The sequence below is a fragment of the Streptomyces aurantiogriseus genome, assembly GCF_014649375.1.
GTDB classification, from domain to species: Bacteria; Actinomycetota; Actinomycetes; order Streptomycetales; family Streptomycetaceae; genus Streptomyces; species Streptomyces aurantiogriseus.
In genome coordinates this window covers 244,597-270,061 of the sequence record NZ_BMSX01000007.1, presented here as the reverse complement: position 1 = coordinate 270,061, position 25,465 = coordinate 244,597, and the positions used below count along the sequence as shown (strand labels likewise).

Sequence of the window (25,465 nt, the reverse complement as noted above, 5' to 3'; positions counted from 1 at the left end):
GCACGCTCCTGCAGGTGTCGCTTGCACGCCCACGCGTTGCTCGACGGACCGGCTCCCGCGCGAGACGCCTGACGCCCCGTCCAGGTTGTACGCGTTTCGACGGATTGACCCGGGTTTCCATGATGCGGTTGCATCCCCGTGGGCCCTCGGCGCTGGGCCGGGGGAAACGCGTCCAATGGGGGGACGAGTCATGGGGGATGACGGCCGCACGGGAGCCGCGCGCACCAACCGTCCGTACGAAGGCAGAGGCTTACGCGCCGTACTGCGCGGTGCCGCCGCGGCCGGCGCGCTGGCCACGCTGCTGAGCGCTGCCGCCCTGCCGCCTGCTTCGGCGGCACCGCACAGCGACAGGGTTCAGAGGGTCAGTACCGCGGCGGACGGCGCCCAGCTGACCACCGCGTCGCGCCTGGGCGCCGTCAGCGTCGGCGGGCGGTACGTGGCCTTCGTGACGGGCTGCTCGGGCGCGTCCGTTCACTGCGTCCACGTCAAGGACCTGCGCAATGGCGCGGTGCGGGAGGTTCCCGTCTCGGGCCCGGAGACACACGAGGTCATGATCAGCGCCGACGGCCGCCGCGTGGCCTACACCTCGGGCGTCTACCACTTCTTCAAGGGGAGGATCCACGATCGCCGGACCGGCGAGGTCCAGCTGCTGTGGCCGGCGACTCCGCCGACCGACGCCAGGTACGAGGGCGGTGGCATCACCGGGTTCAGCGCCGACGGCGACCACGTGGGGTACACCATCGGCAACCGGCACGACGGCTCACGCCACCTCTACGTCCGCGACCTGGCCACCGGCGCCGACGAGATGATCGACCCGCTGGACCATCCGGGCTGGATCACCGGCGGACGGCTCAGCGCGAACGGCCGGTTCGTGGCGTACGGGACGGCGACGAACCACCAGGCGGCCCTGTACGTCAAGGACCGCGCCACGGGTGAGACGCGGCGCTTCGACATCGCGCCCGACGGCACCCCCTCCGACGGCACTTCCGAGGTCGTCGACATCTCCGCCGACGGCCGCCGGGTGGTGTTCAACTCGCGGGCGACCAATCTGCTTCCGGGCGAGCCCTTGCCCGCGCAGTACCGGGCCTACGTGGCCGATCTGGCCACCGGCCGCATCCACCAGGTCGGCGCCACCCCGGCGAGGGCCGAATCGGCCGACGCCGGCGGCCGGTTCGTCCTGCTGAGGGAGGACGGCGGCGCCCTGGTGCTGCACGACCTGCGCACCGGCGGGCAGCGCACGGTGGCCGCGGCCGAGGCGTCGGCCATCGCCGGCCCCGACGCGGTCGCACGGCACGGCCGTCAGGTCGTCTTCACCTCGTCCGCCGCCGACCTGGTCCCGGACGACACCAACGGGGTCTCGGACGTGTTCGTCCGCCACACCCGCTGACCGCACGGCACTTACCGCGCACCGGGGGAGACGCAGGGGAAGAGGGAAGCCGACCAGGGAAGTGCTCGCATCCTGAGACGGCCGGTGAGCACGGGGGCGGATTGTGCCAGACTGCCCCCGTGCTCTCGTTCGCCACGATTATTGGCAGCAGGCGCGCCGGTCCGCAGTGACCGCCACGTACGACCACGTACGGGCGGCCACCGTCGTCCTCGACCCGCGCGCAGACCTCTCGCACCCGCGAGAGGTTTTTCGCATTTCTGGCCCACCCACAGCCGGAAGCGAGAGTGCGAGGGACCATTGGGGGGACGGTGGAGCCGGTCATTCCGGTAAGACCGAAGATCCACAACAGGAGCCTTGAGACCATGACCGAGACCGCAACCAGCGAGCTCGACGACTCGTTCCACGTCTTCGACACGACCCTGCGCGACGGCGCCCAGCGCGAGGGCATCAACCTCACCGTCGCCGACAAGCTCGCGATCGCACGGCACCTGGACGACTTCGGCGTCGGCTTCATCGAGGGCGGCTGGCCCGGCGCCAACCCGCGCGACACCGAGTTCTTCGCCCGCGCGCGGGAGGAGATCGACTTCCGGCACGCCCGGCTGGTGGCCTTCGGCGCCACGCGCCGGGCGGGTGCGAACGCGGCGGAGGACCCGCAGGTCAAGGCACTCCTGGACTCCGGTGCGTCGGTGATCACCCTCGTGGCGAAGTCCCACGACCGCCATGTGGAACTCGCCCTGCGCACCACGCTGGACGAGAACCTGGAGATGGTGCGGGACACGGTCTCGTACCTGAAGTCCCAGGACCGGCGCGTCTTCGTCGACTGCGAGCACTTCTTCGACGGCTACCGGGCGAACCCCGAGTACGCGAAGGCGGTCGTCCGGACGGCCTCGGAGGCCGGCGCCGACGTCGTCATCCTCTGCGACACCAACGGTGGCATGCTCCCGGCCCAGGTCCAGGCGGTCGTCTCGACCGTCCTGGCCGACACGGGCGCCCGTCTCGGCATCCACGCCCAGGACGACACGGGCTGCGCGGTGGCGAACACGCTGGCCGCGGTGGACGCGGGCGCGACCCACGTGCAGTGCACGGCCAACGGCTACGGCGAGCGGGTCGGCAACGCCAACCTGTTCCCGGTCGTGGCGGCCCTGGAACTGAAGTACGGCAAGAAGGTCCTCCCCGAGGGCCGGCTCCGCGAGATGACGCGCATCTCGCACGCCATCGCGGAGGTCGTGAACCTGACCCCCTCCACCCACCAGCCGTACGTGGGCGTCTCCGCCTTCGCGCACAAGGCCGGCCTGCACGCCTCCGCGATCAAGGTCGACCCGGACCTGTACCAGCACATCGATCCGGAGCAGGTCGGCAACACCATGCGCATGCTGGTGTCCGACATGGCAGGCCGCGCCTCGGTCGAGCTCAAGGGCAAGGAACTCGGCATCGACCTCGGCGGCGACCGCGAGCTGGTCGGCCGGGTGGTGGAGCGCGTCAAGGAACGCGAGCTCAAGGGCTACACCTACGAGGCGGCCGACGCGAGCTTCGAACTGCTGCTGCGCACGGAGGTCCAGGGCGGCACGCCCCTGCGCTACTTCGAGGTCGAGTCCTGGCGTGCGATCGTCGAGGACCGCCCCGACGGCACCCACGCCAACGAGGCCACCGTCAAACTCTGGGCCAAGGGCGAACGCATCGTCGCCACGGCCGAGGGCAACGGCCCGGTCAACGCCCTCGACCGAGCCCTGCGCGTCGCCCTGGAGAAGATCTACCCCCAGCTCGCCAAGCTCGACCTCGTCGACTACAAGGTCCGCATCCTGGAGGGCGTCCACGGCACCCAGTCCACCACCCGCGTCCTCATCTCCACGACGGACGGCGCGGGCGAGTGGTCCACCGTGGGCGTCGCGGACAACGTCATCGCCGCCTCCTGGCAGGCCCTGGAGGACGCTTACACGTACGGGCTGCTGCGGGCGGGTGTGGAGCCGGCGGAGGGCTCCGGCGGCCGGCTCGTGGAGTAGCCCTCCGGCATCGAGGCGGAGGTCCGGGGGATCGGCCCCGGCCCTCCGGCCTGGGCCCACCCTCCCCCACACTCGGCTGCGCTCGCGCGGGGGACCCCCTCCCGACTCTCCGTGGGCAGGCAGCAGCCAGGCCCAACGGGGGGAACTTCACAGGGTGCCTCGCCCTTCCCTGACGGGTCGTCTTGACCGATAGACAGACCGTCATTTGACTCACGGCGTGATCCAAGTCCTGAGTGAACCGTGAGGGCTCAGCAGTGATTCAGGGAGCCGAGGGAAGGTCCATGCCGAGAACCGCCCTGCTCGTCTCAGCCGGCCTGCTCGTGACCCTGTTGCCGCTGTCCTCGGCCCGTGCCGCCGACGACCCGGCGCCTGCCCCCGCAACCGCCCCCACCTTCGTCGACCGCTTCGAGGGCGAAGTCCCCTTCGCCCCCCGGCCCGCCGAAGGCATCTTCACCTGGGGCAGCGACGCCGACGACCGGCCCGCGCTCCAGCTGACCGCCCGCTCCGACGCCCCCGAGGGTGAGAAGGTCCTCACCGGCACCTACGACGTCAGCGGCTGGGGCGGCTTCACTCACGAGCACGCCGCGAACGAGCCCGCCCACGACTGGTCGGCGCACGAGGGCCTCCGCTTCTGGTGGGAGGGGCGCGGCAACGGCCGGAAGATCGCCGTCGAGATCAAGGACGGTGGCGTCCACGGCGAGGCCTCCGAGCTCTGGACCACCTCCTTCACGGACGACTTCACCGGCTGGAGGCGCATCGAGATCCCCTTCGCCGACTTCCGCTACCGCACCGACCACCAGCCCGTCGGCGGCATCGACCAGGTCCTCGGCCTCACCCGGATGTGGGGCTACGCCGTCACGCTCCCGGCCGGGACCGGCGGCGACTTCGCCATGGACGGCGTCGAGCTGTACGGCAGGGCCGACCGGTCCCGCCGGGCCACCGTCACGACCGACTCGGCCGTGCACCCGGTGGCCGAGGGCGACGCTGCCACCGTGCGGCTCACCCTCGCCACCACCGGCTCCGCCCCGACCGACGCCCCCGTGACCGTCACGTACCGGACGACGGGCGGCACCGCCGAGCCCGGCCAGGACTACACCCCGGTCACCGGCACCGTCACCTTCCCGGCGGGCACCGCCTCCGGCACCTCCCGCACCGTCGAGATCCCCACCCTCGAGGACGGGGCGGCCGAAGCCGCCGAGACCATCCCCCTCAAGCTGACCGTCACCGGCGCCGAGCCCCCGGCCGAGAACCCGCAGATCGTCGTCGACGCCCATCACCTCCCGTACCTCGACAGCGGGTTGCCCGTGCAGCAGCGCGTCGCCGACCTCCTCTCCCGCATGTCCCTGGAGGAGAAGGCCGGTCAGATGACCCAGGCCGAGCGCGACGCGCTCACCGCACCCGGCGACATCGCCGCGTACGGCCTCGGCTCGCTCCTCTCCGGCGGCGGCTCGACCCCGACGCCCAACACCCCCGAGGGGTGGGCGAAGATGATCGACGCCTTCCAACTCCGGGCACGGGCCACCCGGTTCCAGATCCCGCTGATCTACGGCGTCGACGCGGTGCACGGCCACAACAACCTGGCCGGCGCCACGGTCATGCCGCACAACATCGGCATCGGCGCGAGCCGTGACCCCCAACTCGCCCACGACACGGGCGCGGTGACCGCCGCCGAGGTCCGCGCCACCGGCGTTCCCTGGGACTTCGCCCCCTGCCTGTGCGTCACCCGCGACGAACGCTGGGGCCGCGCCTACGAGTCCTTCGGCGAGGACCCCGCCCTCGTCGAGTCGATGGAGACGGTCGTCCAGGGCCTCCAGGGCGCCCGCGACGGCAGGGACCTCAAGGACGGCGACAAGGTCCTCGCCACCGCCAAGCACTTCGTCGGCGACGGCGGCACCGCGTACGGCTCCTCCACCACCGACAGCTACACCATCGACCAGGGCGTCACCGAGGTCAGCCGGCAGCAGCTGGAGGCCGTCCACCTGGCTCCGTACCAGGAAGCCGTCGACCGCGGCGTCGGGACCGTCATGCCCTCGTTCTCCTCCCTCGACCTCGCCGGCGACGGCCGGGGCCCGGTCAAGATGCACGCCCGCGCCGACATGATCAACGGTGTGCTCAAGGGCCGTATGGGCTTCGACGGGTTCGTGATCAGCGACTGGGCCGCCATCGACCAGCTCCCCGGCGACCACGCCTCGGACGTCCGTACGTCGGTCAACGCCGGACTCGACATGATCATGGTGCCGCACGCGTACAAGAGATTCCGCGCGACCCTCGTCGACGAGGTGCGGGCGGGCCGCGTCAGCGAACGGCGCGTCGACGACGCCGTCTCCCGCATCCTCACCCAGAAGTTCCGGCTCGGCCTCTTCGAGCAGCCGTACGCCGACACCTCCGGCGCCTCCCGGATCGGCTCCGCCGAACACCGTGCCGTCGCCCGCCGGGCGGCAGCCGAGTCCCAGGTGCTGCTGAAGAACGCGGGCGGAATCCTGCCCCTGAAGACGTCGCAGAAGCTCTACGTCGCCGGCTCCAACGCCGACGACCTCGGCAACCAGACCGGCGGCTGGACGATCACCTGGCAGGGCTCGTCCGGCGACATCACCCCCGGCACGACGATCCTGGAGGGCCTGCGTGCGTCCGGCGGCGAGGTCACGTACTCCAAGGACGCCTCCGCGCCCACGGCCGGCCACGACGTCGGCGTGGTCGTCGTCGGGGAGACCCCGTACACCGAGGGCGTCGGAGACGTCGGCAACGGCCACGACCTGGAGCTCTCCGCCGCCGACCAGGCAGCCGTCGACAAGGTCTGCGCGGCCATGGAGTGCGCGGTGCTGATCGTCTCCGGGCGCCCCCAGCTCGTCGGCGACCGGCTCGACGCCATCGACGCCCTGGTCGCGTCCTGGCTCCCGGGCACCGAGGGCGACGGCGTGGCCGACGTCCTGTACGGCCGGCTGCCCTTCACCGGGCAGCTCCCCGTCACCTGGCCGAGGTCCGAGGCACAGCTGCCGATCAACGTCGGCGACACGTCGTACGACCCGCAGTTCCCGTACGGCTGGGGCCTGACCACGCTGACGACGGTCCCGTCGGGCGGCGCGGGCACGCTGCACACCCTCGGCGTCGCGGCCGCGGCGGCCGAACGCGCGGGCGCGGACCATGAAGGCCGGGCCGCGGTCACCAAGGCGCGGCTGCTCGTCCAGCAGGAGATCGGCGGGCACATCACGGCGGCCGTCGCCGGCCCCTTCGCAGCCGCCGACCACCTCCTGCTGACCGGACGGTACGGAGAGGCGGTGCGCAGGCTGACGGAGGCGTATCGGCAGGCCCACGGATAGAAGAGCCCCAGATATAGGGGCCAGATATAGGGGACAGAGGAGAGGTGCACCGTATGCCCTAATTTGGTCAAGTTCGGGTAACGTCGAAGTATGAAGGTCGCACTATCGGCCCGAGTCCTCGCCGGACTGCTCGTCGCGCTGGCGCTCGCCGCCCTGACCCTGCTGTCCTCGGGTGCCTCACGCGCTTCCGCGGAGAGCAGTGTGTCGACGATCGCCGAGGCCCTTCGTGAGAGCCCCGTCTATGTCGACCCGGAGGCGTCCGGGATCCTCTCGCGGGCGGACGCGAACGCGCTGGAGAAGAAGATCGAGGGCGCCGACAAGCCCGTCTTCGTCGCGGTCCTCCCGGCCGGTCATCCGACCGAGAACCTCTTCACCGACCTGCGTACGGCCACCGGCGTGACCGGCCTGTACGCCATCCGCCTGGGCGACCGCTTCGACGCCCGCGCCGACGCCGCGGTCCTGCCGAACACGGCCGTGCGCAACCTCGTCACCAGCGTCCAGGGCGAGACCGACGTCGGCACCCAGCTGGACGACTTCACCGACCGCGCCCTGGCCAACATGGGCGGCTCGGCTCCCGCGAGCTGGACCTCCTCGGACGGCGGTGGCGGGACCTCCTACACTGGGCTGATCGCGGCGAGCGCGGTCCTGGTGGCCGGCGGCGCGGGCGCGTACACCCTCGTACGACGCAACCGCCGGCGGCACGCTGAAGAGCAGCGGGCCGCTCTCGAACGGCTCCGGGTCGTCGTGGACGAGGACATCACGGCCTTCGGTGAGGAGCTGGACCGCCTCGACTTCCATCCGTCCGAGCGGGGCGCCGACGACGCCATGCGCGCCGACTACGAGCACGCCCTGGACGCCTACGAGCAGGCCAAGTCGTTCATGGCGGCCGCGACGAAACCGGAGGAGGTGCGCGCCGTCACCCAGGCCCTGGAGGACGGCCGGTTCTCCCTGGCCCGGCTCGTCGCCCGCCGCACGGGCGAACCGCTGCCCGAGCGTCGCCCGCCCTGCTTCTTCGACCCGCGCCACGGCCCCTCGGTCGCCGACGCCACCTGGGAGCCGCCCGGTGGAGCCTCGCGCGAGGTCCCGGTCTGCGCGGCGGACCGGACACGGCTGGCCGACGGCCGCGACCCGGTCATCCGCGAGGTCGACACCGACTACGGCCGCCGCCCGTACTGGGAGGCGGGCCCGGCCTACGGCCCCTGGGCGGGCGGCTACTTCGGTGGCGGCATCCTGCCCGGCCTCCTCGTCGGCACCCTCCTCGGCAGCATGATGGCCACCCCCTCCTACGCCGCCGACTACGGCAGCGGCTACGGCGACTTCGGCGGCTACGAGGGCGGGGACGTGTCCGGCGCGGACTTCGACACCGGGAGCTTCGGCGACTTCGGAGGCGGCGGGGGAGGGGACTTCGGGGGCGGCGGAGACTTCGGCGGAGGTTTCTGAGCCCGGCCTCGGAGCTACGGACACGGGCACGGGCCCGGCGCAGAACGCGCCGGGCCCGCGGACGTCGTACGAAGTGCTGTGAGACGCGAGAGGTGCGTCAGAGGGAGGCCGCTGCCGAGGCGATGGCCGAGGCGAACGTGGAGACCTCGGTGTAGACGCCGGGCGCGTTGGGCCGGGCGCAGCCGATGCCCCAGCTGACGATGCCGACCTGGATCCAGGCGTTGTTCGCGTCACGGCGGAACATCGGACCGCCGGAGTCGCCCTGGCAGGTGTCGACGCCGCCGGCCGCGTAGCCGGCGCAGATCTCCTCGCTGGCGATGAGACCGCTGTAGCCGCTGTACGAGCGGCAGGTCGCGTCACTCACGAACGGCACGGTGGCCTTGAGCAGGTAGCGCTGCTGGGCACCGCCCTCACGGGCCGCGCCCCAACCGGCGACGGTGAAGGTGCCGGTGTTGTACTGCGTGGTCGTGGCGATCTTCAGCGTCGGCAGGTTGATGGGCTGCGCGAGCTTGATCAGCGCCCAGTCCTTGCCGTCGCCGTTGTAGCCGGGGGCCCGGTACACGTACGTGGAGCGGACCTGGACGCGGCCGGAGGTGGACTGCAGGTCCACGACGCCGGCGGTGGCGGTGATGCTGGTGTTGGCGCCGGTCGAGCCCACACAGTGGGCGGCCGTGAGCACGATCTGCTGGGTGTAGAGCGCGCCGCCACAGCCCATGGAGAGCCGGACCATGAACGGGAACTCGCCCTGCGCGGCGCGGGTTCCGCCGACGACGGGCGAGGGGGCGGCCTGCGCGGCCGAGACGGGCTGAAGGCTGGCTATCGCGAGGGCGGCGGCACCGACGACCGCGAATCTCTTGAGCGCCGTGAGGAGTCTCTTCAACGTGATGCCTTCCGTGGGGGGTGGGGATGACGCGCCCATGACAACAAGGCCCACAAAGAAAAGCCCATTTGCTGGCATGGGCAGGTCAAATCTGTTGCTGGATTATGAGAACGCCGCAAGCCTTCACACAAGGGGTGCGATTCAGCCAGACTCCGTCGCCACCGGCGCCTGGGCGGCGAGTTCCTCGAGAGGCCCGCCGCTCAGCCGGCACACCTTCCACTCCTCCAGCAGCTCCACCCCGAGGGACTTGTAGAAGTCGATCGTCGGCCGGTTCCACCCCAGCACCCACCACTCGAACCGCTCGTACCCACTCCGCGTACAGATCGCGGCGAGCGTGGCGAGCAACGCCTTGCCGTGCCCCGCACCGCGGGCCTGCGGCCGCACGTACAGATCCTCCAGATGCATGCCCCGAGTGCCGGTCCAGGTCGAGAACCGCGGAAACCACAGCGCGAACCCCACGACCTCGCCGCTCCCGTCGTCCTCCGCGATCACCACATGGGCCGCGGGCCGCTCCCCGAACAACGCCTCCCGCAGCTGCTCCTCCGTGGCCCGCGCCTGCTCGACGGCCCGTTCGTAGGCGGCGAGTTCGCGGATCATCGCGCGGATCTCGGGGATGTCGTCCTGGGTGGCGTCTCGGATCATGCCAAGGATCCTGGGTCAGGACCCCGATCCGTGTCCACGGCTTTCCGGCCGGCGCCCGGCCGCGTACCGCTCCCCGGCCGCATGCCACCACCCGGGCGGCGAGGGCCCGTCCACGACGGAGGACGCCTGATCAGGATGCAACCCGAGCCGCCACAGCGCCCGGGCATCGACACGGACACTGAACGCCCCCCACCAGTGCCCGTCCTCCCCTCGCCCGCACATGAGATCCCACCGCACCTCGTCGACCACGAACGGCATCCAGTCGATCCCCCGCTCCCGCAGTCAACCCCACAGCGCCGCCAGGGGAGTGGGCCGCCCCGGCAGATTCGGATACGAGGCGATCAGGACCTAGTCGACCTGCTCGGCGGGCGAGGCGCTCAAGGGAGTTGCTCCGACTGTCGGGTGAGGTGGTGAGGGCAGGGCCGTCGGGCGGGGCTCGTCGGTCTCCCGGCAGTCCTGCTCCAGGACGGCTCCTGGCCTATGGCGCTCCTATTGTGCCCACATGACCGCGGCACCCGCCCCCTGACGCCCCTCTCGTTCCCCTCCGCCCCCGCCCTCGACGCCTGGCTCAGTGGGCACGGTCCCCGAAGACCTGGTGGCCGCCCTGGCCCGCGGTCCGCGGGCCAGGGCGGTCTTCGAGGGTCTCGGTCGCACCGACCGGTATCTCGCCATGCCGGGCGTGCTCCGGGCTCGGCCCCGCGTCGGCGAGCGGATCAAGTCGCCGCCGTCGTCGCCGAGTTGGAGGCCATCGCCGACCGGCCTTGAGGAGCCGTCAGCCCTTCGCGGCCTCCTTCGCCAACTCCACGAGCCTCTCGAAGTCGATCGCCCCCGGATCCCCGTGCGCGTTCTCCGGGACGTGCATGTGTCCACACACCCCTCTGAAGTCGTTCCACCGTGTCCCGCTCATCCGCTGTCCGCTGCCGTTCCCGGCGGACTTCGGGTACGCGGGCCACAGAGCCGGGCCGCGCAGGGGGACGCCGTGCCGGGTGTGCATCCAGGCCAGGAAGCGCGCGACGCCGAGCAGGGCCCAGTCCGGGGCCTTCGGCCAGTAGATGTGGGCCTTGCCGCTCTGCTGCCACTTGGTGTGGAGCTCGGGGTCGCAGGTGCCGACCAGCTCGGCCTGGCAGACGTTCAGGGTGTTCGTCTCGACGCCGCCGGGCCGGTTGACGAGGGCGCGCGAGGAGATGTCGATGTCGAAGTGCTGGTACCACTTCAGCTTCTTGGCGGCGAGGTCCGGGACCGCCGTCAGGTTGGGGGCGGAGGCGCCGCCCCCGTAGCCGGGGAGGGAGCGGCCCTCCGTGGTGTGCAGGACGACGACGTTGACCTCCATGCGGGCGCCGCCGAAGTCGTCCTGGTACCAGTGGTCGCGGTTCGCGCCCGGGTAGTGCTGCGGTCCTGTCCTGGTGCTCATGGCGCCTCCTGTGTGGGGGGATCCCCGGCCGTGCCCGGCAGGGGCGCCCTGGTCAACGAGCGAGGCGCAGGACCGTGTCGTCGGCGAAGCGTCAGGCGTTCCTGATCGCCGAGATGTCGAAGTTCAGCTTGATCTTGTCGGAGACCAGGACACCGCCTGTCTCCAGCGCCGCGTTCCAGGTCAGACCCCACTCGGAGCGCAGGATCTCCGCCTTGCCCTCGAAGCCGACGCGTTCGTTGCCGAAGGGGTCCTTGGCGGAACCGTTGAACTCCAGATCGATGGTGAGCGGCTTGGTGACGCCGAGGATGGTCAGGTCGCCGGTGATGCGGTAGTCGTCGCCGCCGAGGGCCTCCGCGCTGGTGGAGCGGAAGGTCATCTCCGGGAACTCCTCGGTCTTGAAGAAGTCGGAGCTCTTCAGGTGGCCGTCACGGTCGGCGGACCCGGTGTCGATGCTGTCCATCGTGACGTCGAGGGACGCCGTGGACCGGGACGGGTCCGTGCCGTCCAGGTGCAGCGTGCCGGTGAAGTCGTTGAACTTGCCCTTGACGTTGGTGACCATCGCGTGCCGGGCGACGAAGCCGATCGTCGAGTGCGCCGGGTCGATCGAGTAGTCGCCGGTCAGGGCGGCGAGCTCCGGGTTCACGGCCGCGACGGCGGGGGCCTCGGTGGACTCGGGGGTGTTCTTGCGGCCGAAGATGCCCATGACGTGCTCCTTGGGGGACGGGTCGATGGCGGGACCGATGATGTTGAATCTTTAACTACATCAACGAGAGGGACCCTAGACCTATTCCGTTCAATGTTCAACATCATCCGCGCGGTGTCGCCGGGGGCACGTTCCAGTGTCCCCGCGCGTCCGGGCGGATCGGGCTAGGCTCGTCCCGTCACCCGTCCGGACGGCGCGCCACGCCGAGCGATGTGAAGTCTGTCTCGCTCCGGGTCTTTGTGCGACCCCTACAACGGCCACGCCCTCTGAGCAGTCGGAAAGCCTGCATGCCCCCCGGGTTCTGTTCAGGGGTACCAGGAAAACGCGTCGGAGACTGTACGGAGTCGACGTCTCGGTTTCCTTGGCGGGCTTCGTAAGGTCGCTACATGACCGTTTTGGAAGAGACGACGGGTGAGCCGACCGCGGAGCCCACGGACGCGCGGGGGCGCGTGGCCGAGCTGCACGAGATCCGTGCGCAGGCGCTGGCCGGGCCGAGCGAGAAGGCGACCCAGGCGCAGCACGCCAAGGGCAAGCTGACCGCCCGGGAGCGCATCGAGCTGCTCCTGGACCCGGGGTCCTTCCAGGAGGTCGAGCAGCTGCGCCGGCACCGGGCGACCGGCTTCGGCCTGGAGGCCAAGAAGCCGTACACCGACGGTGTCATCACCGGCTGGGGCACGGTGGAGGGCCGTACGGTCTTCGTCTACGCCCACGACTTCCGCATCTTCGGCGGCGCGCTGGGCGAGGCCCACGCCACGAAGATCCACAAGATCATGGACATGGCCATCGCGGCCGGCGCGCCCCTGGTCTCCCTCAACGACGGCGCCGGCGCCCGTATCCAGGAGGGCGTCTCCGCCCTCGCCGGTTACGGCGGCATCTTCCAGCGCAACACCAAGGCCTCCGGCGTCATCCCGCAGATCAGCGTGATGCTCGGCCCGTGCGCGGGCGGCGCGGCCTACAGCCCGGCCCTGACCGACTTCGTGTTCATGGTCCGCGAGACCTCACAGATGTTCATCACCGGCCCGGACGTGGTCAAGGCGGTGACCGGCGAGGAGATCACCCAGAACGGCCTGGGTGGCGCCGACGTGCACGCCGAGACGAGCGGTGTCTGCCACTTCGCGTACGACGACGAGGAGACCTGCATCGCGGAGGTGCGCTACCTCCTCTCCCTCCTCCCGCAGAACAACCGTGAGAACCCGCCGCGCGTCGAGTGCGCCGACCCGGCCGACCGGCGCGGCGACGCCCTGCTCGACCTGGTCCCGGCGGACGGCAACCGCCCGTACGACATGACCAAGGTGATCGAGGAGATCGTCGACGACGGCGAGTACCTCGAGGTCCACGAGCGCTGGGCGCGCAACATCATCTGCGCGCTGGCCCGCCTCGACGGCCAGGTCGTCGGCATCATCGCCAACCAGCCGCAGACGCTGGCCGGGGTGCTGGACATCGAGGCCAGCGAGAAGGCCGCCCGCTTCGTGCAGATGTGCGACGCCTTCAACATCCCGATCATCACTCTTCTGGACGTTCCCGGCTTCCTGCCCGGCGTCGACCAGGAGCACGGTGGAATCATCCGCCACGGCGCGAAGCTCCTCTACGCCTACTGCAACGCGACCGTGCCCCGGATCTCCCTGATCCTGCGCAAGGCGTACGGAGGTGCCTACATCGTCATGGACAGCCAGTCCATCGGTGCGGACCTCACCTACGCCTGGCCGACGAACGAGATCGCCGTGATGGGCGCCGAAGGTGCCGCCAACGTCATCTTCCGCCGCCAGATCGCCGAGGCCGAGGACCCCGAGGCCATGCGGGCCCGCATGGTCAAGGAGTACAAGTCCGAGCTGATGCACCCGTACTACGCGGCGGAGCGAGGCCTGGTCGACGACGTCATCGACCCGGCGGAGACCCGTGAGGTGCTGATCAAGTCCCTGGCGATGCTGCACACCAAGCACGCCGATCTGCCCTCCCGCAAGCACGGCAACCCCCCGCAGTAACCCAGCGGACTTTCCGCGATCCCCCCGCGGAAACCTCTCTCACGGAGACTGACACCCATGAGCACCCCTGACATCCGCGTCGAGAAGGGCCACGCCGAGCCCGAGGAAGTCGCCGCCATCACGGCGATCCTCCTGGCCCGCGCCGCCGCCCGCACCACCGACCCCACCCCGGTCCGCCGCGGCCGCCTCCGGGCAGGCTGGCGCCGCCTGGAACGCGAGCCCGGCTTCCGCGCCCCGCACAGCTGGCGCTGAGCGCACACGCCGTACGACGAAGGCCCCGACGCCCCCTGGGCGCCGGGGCCTTCGCGTGCCGACCGGCAGCGGCCCGGCCCCGCCGCCGAGGGCGTCGGCAAGGGGAACGACGAGCGCGTCCTGCCGGCCGCGCGGGGCCAGGCGCGGGGCGCGGGGCCGCTCACCGTGGCCCCGGCCGAGCCGGCGCGGCCCTTACTTGCCGGGACGCGGGGGCCGCAGGTACGGCCCTGCGCACCGCTCTCGCCGCTCTCACTCGTAGGCCTCGTCGGTCTTCAGCCGGTGCACGAGCCCCGCAAGGGCACCCGCGAAGGGCCGCACCGGCTCTGGGCGGGCGCAGGCCCGTGCGGGGAGGCTCCGCGGGCTCGACGGCCAGGGCCTGTCCCGGGCCCGCGTCGTCGAGCGGCCACGGCGCCGCCGCAGCCGGCCGGCACCCACCCGAGGGCCAGGACGGCGTCCCGTACCGGCGGGACGACGCGGTGGCATGGCAAGAGGGCGCCCTCTCCGACTCGGAGAGGGCGCCCTCTTGCCATGCCACCGCGCGGCAGCGCTACCGCAGGCGCGCCATCAGCGCGTGCTCCACCAGCGTGATCAGCGCCGACTTGGCGTCCGCACGGTGGCGGGCGTCCGTCGTGATGATCGGGGTGTCGGGGCCGATCTGCAGGGCCTCGCGCACCTCGTCCGGGTTGTACGGCTGGTTGCCGTCGAAGCCGTTGAGGGCGATCACGAAGGGGAGGCCCGAGTTCTCGAAGTAGTCGACCGCCGGGAAGCAGTCGGCGAGACGGCGGGTGTCCACCAGGACGATCGCGCCGATCGCGCCGCGCACCAGGTCGTCCCACATGAACCAGAAGCGGTCCTGGCCGGGCGTACCGAAGAGGTACAGGATCAGGTCCTGGTCCAGGGTGATACGACCGAAGTCCATGGCCACCGTGGTGGTGGTCTTGTCTCCGGTGTGGGTGAGGTCGTCGATGCCTGCAGAAGCAGACGTCATGACGGCCTCCGTGCGCAGCGGGTTGATCTCCGAGACGGCGCCGACGAACGTGGTCTTGCCCACGCCGAAGCCGCCCGCCACCACGATCTTCGCGGAGGTGGTGGAGCGGGAAGGACCGCCGCTAGAGCTTGCGAAGTCCACTGAGCACCCTTTCGAGCAGTGTCACGTCTGGCTGGCCGCCGGCGTTTTCGTCGCCGCCGGGCTGATGGATGGCGACCAGTCCCGCCTCCGCCAAGTCGGCGACGAGGATCCTGGCCACGCCGAGAGGGATTGTCAGGAGGGCCGAGATCTCGGCTACCGACTTGATCTCACGGCACAGGTTGCAGATCCGCTGATGCTCGGGCAGCTGGCCCTGCATCTGGTGCGGCTGCGCAGTGGTGTGCACCAGCGCCTCGATGGCGAGCTGGTAGCGCGGGCGGGTCCGGCCACCGGTCATGGCGTACGGACGCACCAGCGGGTTGTTCGACGCCCCGGCGGGCGCCGGCTCGGGGCCGCGGCGCTGGGGCTGCACGGGCTGGATGCGCGGCGCCTGCGGCTGGTCGTACGGCGACGGGCCCGGACCCTGCGGGCTCGGCGGCGCGTACGGCTGACCGTGGCTCGGAGCGGAGGGGAAGTTGTAACGGTTCGCGTTCTGGGAACCGTCGCCCTGACCCTGGGCAGGGCCGTACGACCAGTTACCCGGATTAGAACCGCCTGGGGGTGTTGCCACTTTCTCTCCTCCTCCGACTGTGCCTGGCACCCATCACGTGGAAGCCGCGTCCCGAAACCCTACGGCCTCGGGACGCCAATACGCACCGTCCCGTTGCTAGTTGAGAAGGCTCCCTTGGAGCTCCGCACGAAGGTCGGGCGTCAGGACCGTACCGGCACGGTCCACCAGAAGGGCCATCTCGTACCCAATGAGGCCGATGTCCGCCTCGGGGTGGGCGAGGACCGCGAGCGACGAACCGTCGGAGATGGACATGATGAAGAGGAATCCCCGCTCCATCTCCACAACCGTCTGGTTCACGCTGCCTCCCTCGAAGATCCGGGAGGCGCCTGCCGTCAGTGACGTCAGACCGGAGGCGACGGCCGCGAGCTGGTCGGCGCGGTCGCGGGGGAAGCCTTCGGACATCGCCAGAAGGAGTCCGTCGGCGGAGACCACCACCGTGTGGGACACCCCCGGGGTGTTGTCCACGAAGTTGGTGATCAACCAGTTCAGGTTCTGTGCCGCCTGGCTCATCGGGCTCACACTAACGCTCCTGGTTGTAGGTGCTGTCAGGACCGAAGCCCTGGCCGTTCGTTTCACTGCCTGCGTTGCGTCCGCGCTGGACGCCTCGACGCAGGTTGCTCAGCCTGCCTCGGACGTCCTCCGGGGCGCGGGAGACCTGAGGGCCTCCCTGGGGGGTGCTCTCGGCGGCGCCCTCGACCAGATTGGCCTTGGGCACCCGCCGCGGCAGGCCGGAGGAGGTGACCCCGCCCGCCTTCGGCTTCCGGAGCTGCGAGGCCTGCTGCCAGCGCGCGTCGTTCGCCGAACGCCAGCCGCTGTCGCCGTTGCTCTCCGAAGTGGGGGCCGGCGCCTCGCGGTTCACGGGCCGCGCGGCGCCGTTCGAACCGCTCGCCGCGAACGATCCGCGGCGGGGCAGTCCGGCGTCGGTCAGCTCGTGGGCGGCGGAGGGGGCCGGTCCCGGACGGTCGAAGCCTACGCTGTCCTGCTGACTCGCGTCAGCGGCCTGCGTGGATTCCGCTTCCGGAGCGTACTGGTCCGGGTAGCCGTTCTGGTAGCCGTTCTGCTGCGGCCAGTCGTCCTGGTAGGACTGCTCCTCGTACGACCCGAAGCCGTCCGCCGCGGACGCGCGGTCCGGCGCGCGCTCCTCCTGGGCCGGCTCCGCATACGCGGGGTCGGGGTAGCCGCCGTTCGACCCGAAGGCGCCGTTCTGCGGCACACCGCCGTTCGCGGAGAAGTCCTCGCCCTGCGTCCCCCCGCCGTTCGACGCGAGGTACGGGTCCTCGTACGCCGGGCGCTGCCGCTCCTCGTACGCCGTCTGCTGGTCGTACGCCGCGGGCTGCTCGGCGTAGCCGGTGGCCCCGGTCGTGCCGGTGTCGTAGCCGTTCTGCGCGGCCGCGTAGCCGTTCTGGGAGGCGTCGTACGCCGACTGCTGCTGCGTCCGGTCGAAGCCCTCGGTGTACGCGGGCGTCTCGGGGGACTGCTGCTGGCCGGGCTGGCCGTGGGTCTGGGACTCCAGGGCCGCCCGGCGCCCCTCGCGCATCAGGGAGCGGCCCACGGGGTCCAGCTCGCGGATGTCGTCGGGGACCTCGTTGTAGCGGCTGTCGTCGAAGCCGAGTTCGGCCGCCGTGCGCATCGGCTGCTGGTTGAAGTCCTCACCCTGGAACTGCTGCTCCGGGATGATCTGCGAGACGGTGAACTCGTCGCGGTCGGCGGGCTGTTCGCCACCGCCGCCGTGCGTGATCGCGTCCGGCAGCATGACCAGCGAGGTGGTGCCGGCCTGCTCGCCCGAGGGGCGCAGCTGGACGCGGATGCCGTGCCGGTCGGACAGCCGGCCGACCACGAACAGGCCCATGCGCTGCGAGATCGCGGCGTCCACCGTCGGCGGGTTGGCCAGCTTGTGGTTGATGTCGGCGAAGTCCTCGGCGGTGAGGCCGATGCCCTTGTCGTGGATCTCGATCATGACCCGACCGTCGGGGAGACGGGTGGCCGTCACCCGAACCTTGGTCTGCGGCGAGGAGAACGTCGTCGCGTTCTCCAGCAGCTCGGCCAGCAGGTGCACGAGGTCGGTCACGGCACGGCCGTGGATCTCGGCCTCCGGCACGCCCGACAGCTCGATGCGCTCGTACTGCTCCACCTCGGAGGAGGCGGCGCGCAGGACGTCGACCAGCGGGACCGGCTGGTCCCAGCGGCGGCCGGGCTCCTCGCCGGCGAGAACGAGGAGGTTCTCGCCGTTGCGGCGCATACGGGTCGCGAGGTGGTCCAGGCGGAAGAGGTTCTCCAACTGGTCCGGGTCGGCCTCGTTGTTCTCCAGGTCGGTGATCAGGGTCAGCTGGCCCTCGATCAGCGACTGGTTGCGGCGCGACAGGTTGGTGAAGATCGCGTTGATGTTGCCCCGCAGCAGGGCCTGCTCGGCGGCGAGCCGGACGGCCTCGCGGTGGACCTGGTCGAAGGCGCGGGCGACCTCGCCGATCTCGTCGGTGGTGTTGATCGGGATCGGGGCGACCCGGGTGTCGACCCGGCCGGGGTCGGTGCGCGAGAGCTGGTCGACCAGCATCGGCAGACGCTGCTCGGCGATGCCGAAGGCGGCGTTGCGCAGCTGGCGCATGGACTGGCTCATCTGGCGGGCCATGAGCCCGGCGATGATGAAGGCGGCGAGCAGGGCGATGACGACGATGCCACCGTTGATGATGGCGTCCTGCTGGGCGTCGGAGGCGATCTGCCCGGCCTCGTTGACCGCTCGGTCGATGAGTTCCTTCTCGACCTGGCTGTAGCCCTCGAACTTCAGGGTCGCGGCCGTCATCCAGGCCTGGGCGGTGATGCCCTGCTCGGCGAGATCGGCGGGCTCCTGGCCCTGGCCGATCGCCTGGATCATCTTGGTCATCGCGGGCGGGGCGACGTACTCCTGACCCTCGGCCTCCGCCTTCGCCTTGGCGTCGGCGGCCAGCTTCGTGCCCTCCGCGGTCTTCTGCTGCATGACCTCGGTGAGCCGCGCGGCGTCCTGCGTGGTGCCACCGGAGACGTACTCCTGGATGGCCACGTTCTCGAGGTAGGCGTAGGAGGTGAAGGCGGTGACCTGCTGCGCGAAGACCTTCTCGTCGGGGCTGGGCCGGACCAGAAGGTGCATGCCGATCGAGCGCTGCAGGGACTCGGCGCCCTTGGCGAGCGCGATGGCGTACACGGTGCGGCCGTACGCGGTGATGTTGCCGGTGCCCAGGCCGAGCTCGTTGGTGAACTCCATCAGCAGGTGCTCGACCGCGACGTAGCCCTCTTCGGTCTTCACCGGGTCCATGGCCTGGGTGTAGGCGGCCGCGCGGATCTTCGCGAGGGTCGGCTCGGCCTTCTCCACCAGGTCCAGGCGGCGCTCCAGGCCCTGCTTGGCCGGCATGCCGACGACTTCCCTGTGGAAGGCGGCGGCCTTCTCGTCGGTGAAGGCGCGGGCGTCCTTGACGGTCTTGTCGTCCTTCTTGTTCTGCAGGAGCGGCTGAGCGGAGACGTCACGCTCGTTGAGGAGGGCCTCGGCGTACTCACCGGCGGCGGCCACGATCTTCGCGACCTTCTCGGCGTCGCGGGCCTCCTGCCAGGTGTCGATCGAGCCCTTCACCTGGAAGCCGCCCATGACCAGGCCGACGAGCACGGGTATGAGCAGGATCGCGTTCAGCCGGGTCGGCACGCGCCAGTTGCGCGGGGAGAGACGACCACCGCTCTTCGCGGGTGCGGCCGTCGGCTCCGAGCCGGGCACAGGGGCGGGCGCCGCTCCGCGCGGCGGCGGGGTGAAGTTGCCCCGCGCCGCCGGCTCGGGACTTTTCTTGCTTCGCCTCACTCGACCAACAACCTCTCGGCGGTCGGCACCTACGTCGTGCCGCAGTGTCTCAGAGCCCGGTCAGCCATCGACCATGAGTACGTCATTGACTATTGGGCAGTTCAGGCATTCCAGCACGACGACCTGCGCTCTTCCAAACAGTGAGAAGTGCCGGTTCGAAGTGATGTAAGCCCCAGATAAAACGGTCAAAAAGAACGAGCCCCGCCAAAAGACGGGGCCTTCGTGCGCGCAGCGAGACCAAGTGACCGCGACGCGTGGCCGTACCACCGGATTCCTCTGCCGAAACGTTATGAACACCGGAGCCGACCGTGTCAAAGGCCACAGCCGGCTCCTGAGTGTCTACGACAACTGCCGTACGGCACGGGTTGTTTGAGTGCTACCGCAGCCGCGCCATCAGCGCGTGCTCCACCAGCGTGATCAGCGCACTCTTGGCGTCGGCCCGGTGACGGGCGTCGGTGGTGATGATCGGGGTGTCCGGCCCGATCTGCAGCGCCTCGCGCACCTCTTCCGGCTGGTACGGCTGCTGCCCGTCGAAGCCGTTGAGGGCGACGACGAACGGCAGACCGCTGTTCTCGAAGTAGTCCACGGCCGGGAAACAGTCCGCCAGACGCCGCGTGTCCACGAGCACCACCGCGCCGATGGCGCCGCGCACCAGGTCGTCCCACATGAACCAGAAACGGTCCTGGCCGGGCGTACCGAACAGGTAGAGGATCAGGTCCTGGTCGAGCGTGATGCGGCCGAAGTCCATGGCCACCGTGGTGGTGGTCTTGTCCCCGGTGTGGGTGAGGTCGTCGATGCCCGCGCTCGCGGACGTCATCACGGCCTCCGTGCGCAGCGGGTTGATCTCCGAGACGGCGCCCACGAACGTGGTCTTGCCCACGCCGAAGCCGCCCGCCACCACGATCTTCGCGGAGGTGGTGGCCCGACCCCCGTCAGAGCTTGCGAAGTCCACTGAGCACCCTTTCGAGCAGCGTCACGTCCGGAGCGCCGCCGTTGTTCTCGTCGCCGCCCGGCTGGTGGATGGCCACCAGGCCGGCCTCGGCGAGGTCCGCGACGAGGATCCGCGCCACACCCAGCGGCATGGCCAGGAGCGCCGACACCTCCGCGACCGACTTCACCTCGCGGCACAGGTGGCAGATGCGCTGGTGCTCCGGAAGGAGCCCCATGAGCGCTGCCGGGTCGGCCGTGGTGCTGATCAGTGCCTCGATGGCGAGCTGGTAGCGCGGCCGGGTCCGGCCACCGGTCATCGCGTACGGACGCACCAGCGGCTGGTCGCCCTCGTCCCCGTACGGCTCCGCGTACGGATCATGAGAGGCGGTGGGCGGGGTCATGGATCCTCCGGGCGGGACAGCATGTCTCGGTCAGTCGTGCCGTCCGTCGAGGCCGGTGGGGGGATTGTGTCGGCCGGACGGTGATTTGGTGCGGTGGGTGGTGCCGGGACGGTCAGTGGAGCAGACTGCCTTGGAGCTCGGCGCGCAGGTCCGGGGTGAGGACCGCGCCCGCGCGGTCGACCAGCAGTGCCATCTCGTAGCCGACGAGGCCGATGTCGCACTCGGGGTGGGCGAGAACGGCGAGGGACGAGCCGTCCGAGACGGACATGAGGAAGAGGAATCCTCGCTCCATCTCGACGACCGTCTGTGCCACATGCCCGCCCTCGAAGATCCGGGAGGCCCCGGCCGTCAGCGAGGTGAGCCCCGACGCGACGGCCGCCAGCTGGTCGGCACGGTCGCGCGGGAAGCCCTCGGACATGGCGAGCAGGAGCCCGTCGGCGGACACGACGACGGTGTGGGACACCCCGGGGGTGTTGTCCACGAAGTTGGTGATCAACCAGTTCAGATTCTGTGCCGCCTGGCTCATCTGGCTCAACTAACGCTCCTGCTGGTGAGTGGGGCTCGGGAAACTGCCGGTCTGACCGTTGCCGGCCTGACGACCCTGCGCGATGCCCCGACGGAGATTGGTCAGCCGTCCGCGCACGTCGTCAGGCGCACGCGAGACCTGCGGACCGGTTTGGTGCTGTTGCTGCTGAGCCGTGCCCGGGACGAGGTTCGCCCGGGGCACCCGGCGCGGCAGGCCGGAAGTGGTGACGCCGCCCGCGGCCGGCTGCCGGACACGCTCGGCCTGACGGACGAGCTCGTCGTTCGGCGACGTACGCCACGAGGAAGCTGTGGCGCCGGTGGCCGCGGGACGCTGGGGAGCAGCCGGAGCCTGCGGCTGCTGTTGCTGCGGCGCCGGAGCGGAGCCGTTGCCGTTTCCGTCGCCCTGCTGCCCGCGGAACCAGTTGGTCTCCAGCGTGTCGTACAGCGGGGTACGGCCGTCACCCGGACCCGGGGCCGGCGGCAGTGCCTCCGGCTCGGGACGGGCGGCGGGGCGCGGCGGGACGGGCTGCTGCTGTGGGGAGCCGTAGCCGTTGCCGCCGTTGGTCTGGGGTCGTTCGAACTGGCCCGTGGACGCCGGGTCCTGGCGGCCGGGCAGCGAGTGCCGGCCGGTGGTGGGGCCGTCGTAGCCGGGCGCGGGGAACTGACCGGTGGAGCCGTTGTCATAGCCCTGCGCCGGGGCGAACCGGCCCGGACCCGCCGGGGCGTTCTGGCCGCCCGGGGCGCCGAAGACGTCGGAGCGGACGAAGCCGTCCTGCTGGCCGCCCGTGCCGGGGGCCGGGAACTGGCCGGTGTCCTGGCTGCCGTTGACGGCCGGGAACCGGCCCGTGTTCTGGGTGCCGTTCACACCGGGACGGGAGAAGTCCGCGGAGTCGGCCGGGCCCTGACGGTCGTCGATCCGGGGTATCTCAGCGGTCGAGCCGGGACCCTGGCGGTCGTCGATGCGGGGCATGCGGGAGGTCTGCGCGACGTCCGGCTCCTCGTGGCCGCGCGGGGCGTCCAGCGGGGTGCGCGGCACCGGCGGCTGGAGGTTCTCGTCGCCCCAGCTCGTGGCGCGCTGCTGCTGGTTGCCGCCGGGCAGCTCGGCGCGCGGGCCACCGCGCGGCGGCAGCTGCGGCTGACGGCCACGGCCGCCCTGCTCGGCGCGGTTGTCGTTCTGGCGCTGCGGCTGCGCCGGCGGACGCCCGCCGCCGAACAGGTCCTGACCCTGGCCGGGCGCACCGGGACCGGCCGCCTGGAGACCCTGCGGCGCACCCGGCGCCTGCCCGCCGTAGCCGGCGCCCGCACCGGCCGGAGCCGGGCGGCCCTGCTGCGGGGAGGCCGGACCCTGCGGCCCGCGCGGCGCACCGGGACGGCCACCGCCGTCACGGCCGGGCAGCGCGGCCCGGGGACCCTGACCGGCGGCAAGACGGCCGCCCATGCCGGCACCGGCACCGAGGGCACCGCCGCCGGCCGGCGCACCGGCGCCGAGGGCACCGCCCTGCTGGCCCTGGCGACGGGCCGCGGCGGCACCGGCGGCGGCCTGCGCGGCGGCGGGACCGCCGGACACGCCGGCCTGACCGGGCTTGGGCTGGGGCTTCTTGCCGCCCTGGGCGACATCGACGGGCAGCATGACCAGCGCGGTCGTACCACCGGAGTCGGACGGGCGCAGCTGGATGCGGATGCCGTGCCGCTGCGACAGACGACCGACCACGAAGAGGCCCATGCGGCGGGAGACGGAGACGTCCACGGTGGGCGGCGAGGCGAGCCGCTCGTTGATCGCGGCGAGGTCCTCGGGGGAGAGGCCGATGCCGGTGTCGTGGATCTCGATCAGCACGCGGCCGTCGGGCAGCGCGTGACCGGTGACCTTGACCTTGGTCTGCGGGGAGGAGAAGGAGGTCGCGTTCTCCAGCAGCTCGGCGAGCAGGTGCACGAGGTCGTTGACGACGCGGCCGGCCACTTCGGTGGTCGGCACGGAGGCCAGCTCGATGCGCTCGTACTGCTCCACCTCGGACGCGGCGGCGCGGAGCACGTCGACCAGCGGGACCGGGCGGGTCCAGCGACGGCCGGGCTCCTCACCGGCGAGGACGAGGAGGTTCTCACCGTTACGGCGCATACGCGTCGCGAGGTGGTCGAGCTTGAACAGCGAGGACAGCTGGTCCGGGTCGGCCTCGCGGGACTCCAGTTCGGAGATGAGCGACAGCTGACGCTGGATGAGGCCCTGGGAGCGGCGCGAGAGGTTGGTGAACATCGCGTTGACGTTGCCCCGGAGGAGGGCCTGCTCGGCGGCGAGGCGGACCGCCTCGCGGTGCACGTCGTCGAAGGCCGCGGCCACCTGGCCGATCTCGTCCCGGGAGTGCACACCGACCGACTCGACGGAGGTGTCGACGTCCTGCGGGTCCGACTCCGACAGCTGCTTGACCAGCTCGGGCAGCCGGTCCTGGGCGACCTTGGTGGCGGTCTCCTGCAGCCGGCGCAGCGAGCGGATCATGGACCGGGCGACGACGAACGCGCCGACCAGCGACACACCGAGCACGAGCAGGATCAGCGCACCGGAGATGATCGCCTCGCGCTCCGACTCGGAGCGCAGCTCACGGGCCGTCTGCTCCATGTCCTCGAGCAGCGTGGTCTCGATGTTGGTCATCTGCCGGATCTTGGTCGAACTGGCGTCGAACCAGTCCTGGTACGACCGCTGGTCCAGCGAGGTGAGACCGCTGGCCGAGCTCAGCGCACGGTTGGCGTAGGTGTCGGCGTCCTCGATGGTCGGGCTGCCCTGCTCGATGGGCTGCAGCAGCTCCTCGGCGCCCTCGTTGCCGTAGATGCTGCGGAAGCTGGCGAGCTCGGATTCCTGGTTCTCCAGCGCGGCCTCGGCGTACTGCCGGTCGTTCTCGGAGAGGTCGCCGTAGGTGTCGTCGTTCACCGGCAGCGCGGCCGAGAGGGTGGCGCGCTGGACGGAGGCGTACTCCTTGGCGGCGGAGAAGGCTGCCAGCGCGCGGGTGCGCTGGATCATCTCCGGGTTGCTGGTGGCCTGCGCCATGTCCTGCGACAGGTCGAGCAGGGAGGTGATGAGGCGGTGGTAGGCCTCCACCGTCTGGGTGGAGTTCTTCTTCTCCGCGAAGGCCGTCTTACGGATCTTGGCGATGTTGCCGAGGTCGCCGAGGAGACCCACGAGGCTGTCACGGACGCCCTGGAGGTTGCCGTCCTTGCTGGAGGCGTCGATCTCCTCCGAGGCGTCCTGGAACGCGCCCAGTGTCCGGTCGGTCTTCTCGCGGACGCCCTTGACGGTGAAGTCGGTCGCCTTCGCGCCGTGCGCCAGCGGACCGGCGGACCTGTCGCGCTCGTCCTGCAGCGCGGCGGCCAGGTCGGTGGCCTGCTTGGTCATGTCGGTCAGCAGCCGCATGTTGTCGAGCTGCTGGATGTCGTCCATCGACTGGTTGATGCGCAGCGTGCCCAGCGTGGTGGCCGCGACCACCGGGAGGGTCAGCAGCGCGACCAGACGCGTGGAGATGCGCCAGTTGCGCAGCGCCACGCGCGAGCCGGTGCTGGGGGAGCCGGCCGGCGGCTGCACCGTCGGAGTCGGGGGAAGGGCGTTCGCCGACGTGGACGCGGCGGGGCGCCCGGAGCGCTCACCGCTGTCGCCGGACGGGCCCGGACCCGGGTTCTGGGCGTGCTGGGGCGAGGAACCGCGGTCGGTCCCGCCATGCGGCTCCGGCTCGGCCGAAGCGCTGCCATCCCTCTTGAAACGTCCCTGCACTAGCGTCGCAACCTCTGGACCAGGCGCCCCTCCGCTTGAACGGAAGGACGGTGTCGGCGTCTTGAAGGGCGTCCTGAATACGCCCCCCGAGTCGTGAGTGACCGGCGCTGGCTCCCCCTTCCGCCGCCACTCGGCGCTGCTGCGCCCTTTGCGCGCCGGCTCGATCCCGCGGCGGTCCGTGAGATTCCAGCACAGTGACGGATCTCCAACAAGGTGTGTTGGCCGGGCTGTGACATCCGTGACAGCCCGTAAGGGGTGGATCACCACACGTAGAAAGTGATCCAGGGTAACCCGGGCATACCAGGGCGAAGCCCGGATGGGCGACAGGTG

Annotated in this window: 18 protein-coding genes; 6 read left to right on the top strand and 12 right to left on the bottom strand. The window is 71.0% G+C overall.

What is annotated here, in order from left to right:
- Window positions 1–190: 190 nt before the first annotated feature.
- The 4 genes from IE263_RS17655 to IE263_RS17640 all read left to right on the top strand — a co-directional run bounded on the left by IE263_RS17655 (window position 191) and on the right by IE263_RS17640 (window position 8,144).
- Window positions 191–1,387, top strand: coding sequence for a TolB family protein (locus tag IE263_RS17655; protein ID WP_229911025.1), 1,197 nt, complete (start codon window positions 191–193; stop codon window positions 1,385–1,387).
- A gap of 362 nt (window positions 1,388–1,749) precedes the next feature.
- Window positions 1,750–3,387, top strand: coding sequence for a citramalate synthase (gene cimA, locus IE263_RS17650; protein ID WP_189937455.1), 1,638 nt, complete (start codon window positions 1,750–1,752; stop codon window positions 3,385–3,387).
- A gap of 281 nt (window positions 3,388–3,668) precedes the next feature.
- Window positions 3,669–6,704: a glycoside hydrolase family 3 protein gene (locus IE263_RS17645; protein WP_189937454.1), complete on the top strand. Its 3,036-nt coding sequence runs from the start codon at window positions 3,669–3,671 to the stop codon at window positions 6,702–6,704.
- A gap of 90 nt (window positions 6,705–6,794) precedes the next feature.
- Complete coding sequence (locus IE263_RS17640; RefSeq protein ID WP_189937453.1) at window positions 6,795–8,144, top strand: hypothetical protein; 1,350 nt, start codon at window positions 6,795–6,797, stop codon at window positions 8,142–8,144.
- A 97-nt stretch (window positions 8,145–8,241) separates the two neighbouring features.
- On the opposite strand, the gene IE263_RS17635 is transcribed toward IE263_RS17640, so the two are convergent.
- The 4 genes from IE263_RS17635 to IE263_RS17620 all read right to left on the bottom strand — a co-directional run bounded on the left by IE263_RS17635 (window position 8,242) and on the right by IE263_RS17620 (window position 11,780).
- Window positions 8,242–9,024 (bottom strand): serine protease, encoded by a 783-nt coding sequence (locus IE263_RS17635; protein ID WP_189937452.1) that lies wholly within the window; start codon window positions 9,022–9,024, stop codon window positions 8,242–8,244.
- A 141-nt stretch (window positions 9,025–9,165) separates the two neighbouring features.
- Window positions 9,166–9,666, bottom strand: coding sequence for a GNAT family N-acetyltransferase (locus IE263_RS17630; RefSeq protein ID WP_189937451.1), 501 nt, complete (start codon window positions 9,664–9,666; stop codon window positions 9,166–9,168).
- Window positions 9,667–10,438: 772 nt separating this feature from the next.
- Window positions 10,439–11,077 carry a hypothetical protein gene (locus IE263_RS17625; RefSeq protein ID WP_189937450.1) on the bottom strand — a complete coding sequence of 213 codons (639 nt, stop codon included), beginning with the start codon at window positions 11,075–11,077 and terminating at the stop codon, window positions 10,439–10,441.
- A gap of 91 nt (window positions 11,078–11,168) precedes the next feature.
- Window positions 11,169–11,780: a YceI family protein gene (locus IE263_RS17620; RefSeq protein ID WP_189937449.1), complete on the bottom strand. Its 612-nt coding sequence runs from the start codon at window positions 11,778–11,780 to the stop codon at window positions 11,169–11,171.
- A 386-nt stretch (window positions 11,781–12,166) separates the two neighbouring features.
- Here IE263_RS17620 and IE263_RS17615 point away from each other — a divergent pair, with 386 nt between their 5' ends.
- Both IE263_RS17615 and IE263_RS17610 read left to right on the top strand, forming a co-directional pair.
- Complete coding sequence (locus IE263_RS17615) at window positions 12,167–13,762, top strand: acyl-CoA carboxylase subunit beta (RefSeq protein ID WP_189937447.1); 1,596 nt, start codon at window positions 12,167–12,169, stop codon at window positions 13,760–13,762.
- A gap of 57 nt (window positions 13,763–13,819) precedes the next feature.
- Window positions 13,820–14,014, top strand: coding sequence for an acyl-CoA carboxylase subunit epsilon (locus IE263_RS17610; protein WP_189937445.1), 195 nt, complete (start codon window positions 13,820–13,822; stop codon window positions 14,012–14,014).
- Window positions 14,015–14,561: 547 nt separating this feature from the next.
- On the opposite strand, the gene IE263_RS17605 is transcribed toward IE263_RS17610, so the two are convergent.
- From IE263_RS17605 to IE263_RS17570, 8 genes are all read right to left on the bottom strand, one after another.
- Window positions 14,562–15,143 carry a GTP-binding protein gene (locus IE263_RS17605; RefSeq protein WP_026248371.1) on the bottom strand — a complete coding sequence of 194 codons (582 nt, stop codon included), beginning with the start codon at window positions 15,141–15,143 and terminating at the stop codon, window positions 14,562–14,564.
- Window positions 15,124–15,711 carry a DUF742 domain-containing protein gene (locus tag IE263_RS17600; protein WP_189937443.1) on the bottom strand — a complete coding sequence of 196 codons (588 nt, stop codon included), beginning with the start codon at window positions 15,709–15,711 and terminating at the stop codon, window positions 15,124–15,126. The genes IE263_RS17605 and IE263_RS17600 overlap by 20 nt, the downstream gene beginning before the upstream one ends.
- A gap of 96 nt (window positions 15,712–15,807) precedes the next feature.
- Window positions 15,808–16,221: a roadblock/LC7 domain-containing protein gene (locus IE263_RS17595; protein ID WP_004983065.1), complete on the bottom strand. Its 414-nt coding sequence runs from the start codon at window positions 16,219–16,221 to the stop codon at window positions 15,808–15,810.
- 10 nt (window positions 16,222–16,231) lie between these two features.
- On the bottom strand, window positions 16,232–19,528 hold the full coding sequence (locus tag IE263_RS17590) for a nitrate- and nitrite sensing domain-containing protein (RefSeq protein WP_189937441.1): 3,297 nt from the start codon (window positions 19,526–19,528) through the stop codon (window positions 16,232–16,234).
- Window positions 19,529–19,904: 376 nt separating this feature from the next.
- A complete protein-coding gene (locus IE263_RS17585; protein WP_132855910.1) occupies window positions 19,905–20,480 on the bottom strand; it encodes a GTP-binding protein in 576 nt (191 codons plus the stop codon).
- Entirely contained in the window at window positions 20,461–20,859 is a 399-nt protein-coding gene (locus IE263_RS17580; RefSeq protein WP_019058642.1) for a DUF742 domain-containing protein, read from the bottom strand. The genes IE263_RS17585 and IE263_RS17580 overlap by 20 nt, the downstream gene beginning before the upstream one ends.
- Window positions 20,860–20,971: 112 nt before the next feature.
- The gene (locus IE263_RS17575; protein WP_189937672.1) at window positions 20,972–21,385 is read right to left on the bottom strand and encodes a roadblock/LC7 domain-containing protein; all 414 of its coding nucleotides are present in this window, start codon (window positions 21,383–21,385) and stop codon (window positions 20,972–20,974) included.
- Between the two features lie 9 nt (window positions 21,386–21,394).
- On the bottom strand, window positions 21,395–25,135 hold the full coding sequence (locus tag IE263_RS17570; protein WP_189937439.1) for a sensor histidine kinase: 3,741 nt from the start codon (window positions 25,133–25,135) through the stop codon (window positions 21,395–21,397).
- Between the last annotated feature and the right edge of the window lie 330 nt (window positions 25,136–25,465).

Bases quoted from the DNA above. Each gene is read 5' to 3' on its own strand.
- IE263_RS17655 (WP_229911025.1), top strand. From the start codon at position 191: ATGGGGGATGACGGCCGCACGGGAGCCGCGCGCACCAACCGTCCGTAC.
- IE263_RS17645 (WP_189937454.1), top strand. From the start codon at position 3,669: ATGCCGAGAACCGCCCTGCTCGTCTCAGCCGGCCTGCTCGTGACCCTG.
- IE263_RS17620 (WP_189937449.1), bottom strand. From the start codon at position 11,780: ATGGGCATCTTCGGCCGCAAGAACACCCCCGAGTCCACCGAGGCCCCC.
- IE263_RS17595 (WP_004983065.1), bottom strand. From the start codon at position 16,221: ATGAGCCAGGCGGCACAGAACCTGAACTGGTTGATCACCAACTTCGTG.
- IE263_RS17615 (WP_189937447.1), top strand. From the start codon at position 12,167: ATGACCGTTTTGGAAGAGACGACGGGTGAGCCGACCGCGGAGCCCACG.
- IE263_RS17640 (WP_189937453.1), top strand. From the start codon at position 6,795: ATGAAGGTCGCACTATCGGCCCGAGTCCTCGCCGGACTGCTCGTCGCG.
- IE263_RS17580 (WP_019058642.1), bottom strand. From the start codon at position 20,859: ATGACCCCGCCCACCGCCTCTCATGATCCGTACGCGGAGCCGTACGGG.
- IE263_RS17610 (WP_189937445.1), top strand. From the start codon at position 13,820: ATGAGCACCCCTGACATCCGCGTCGAGAAGGGCCACGCCGAGCCCGAG.
- IE263_RS17630 (WP_189937451.1), bottom strand. From the start codon at position 9,666: ATGATCCGAGACGCCACCCAGGACGACATCCCCGAGATCCGCGCGATG.
- cimA (WP_189937455.1), top strand. From the start codon at position 1,750: ATGACCGAGACCGCAACCAGCGAGCTCGACGACTCGTTCCACGTCTTC.
- IE263_RS17575 (WP_189937672.1), bottom strand. From the start codon at position 21,385: ATGAGCCAGGCGGCACAGAATCTGAACTGGTTGATCACCAACTTCGTG.
- IE263_RS17625 (WP_189937450.1), bottom strand. From the start codon at position 11,077: ATGAGCACCAGGACAGGACCGCAGCACTACCCGGGCGCGAACCGCGAC.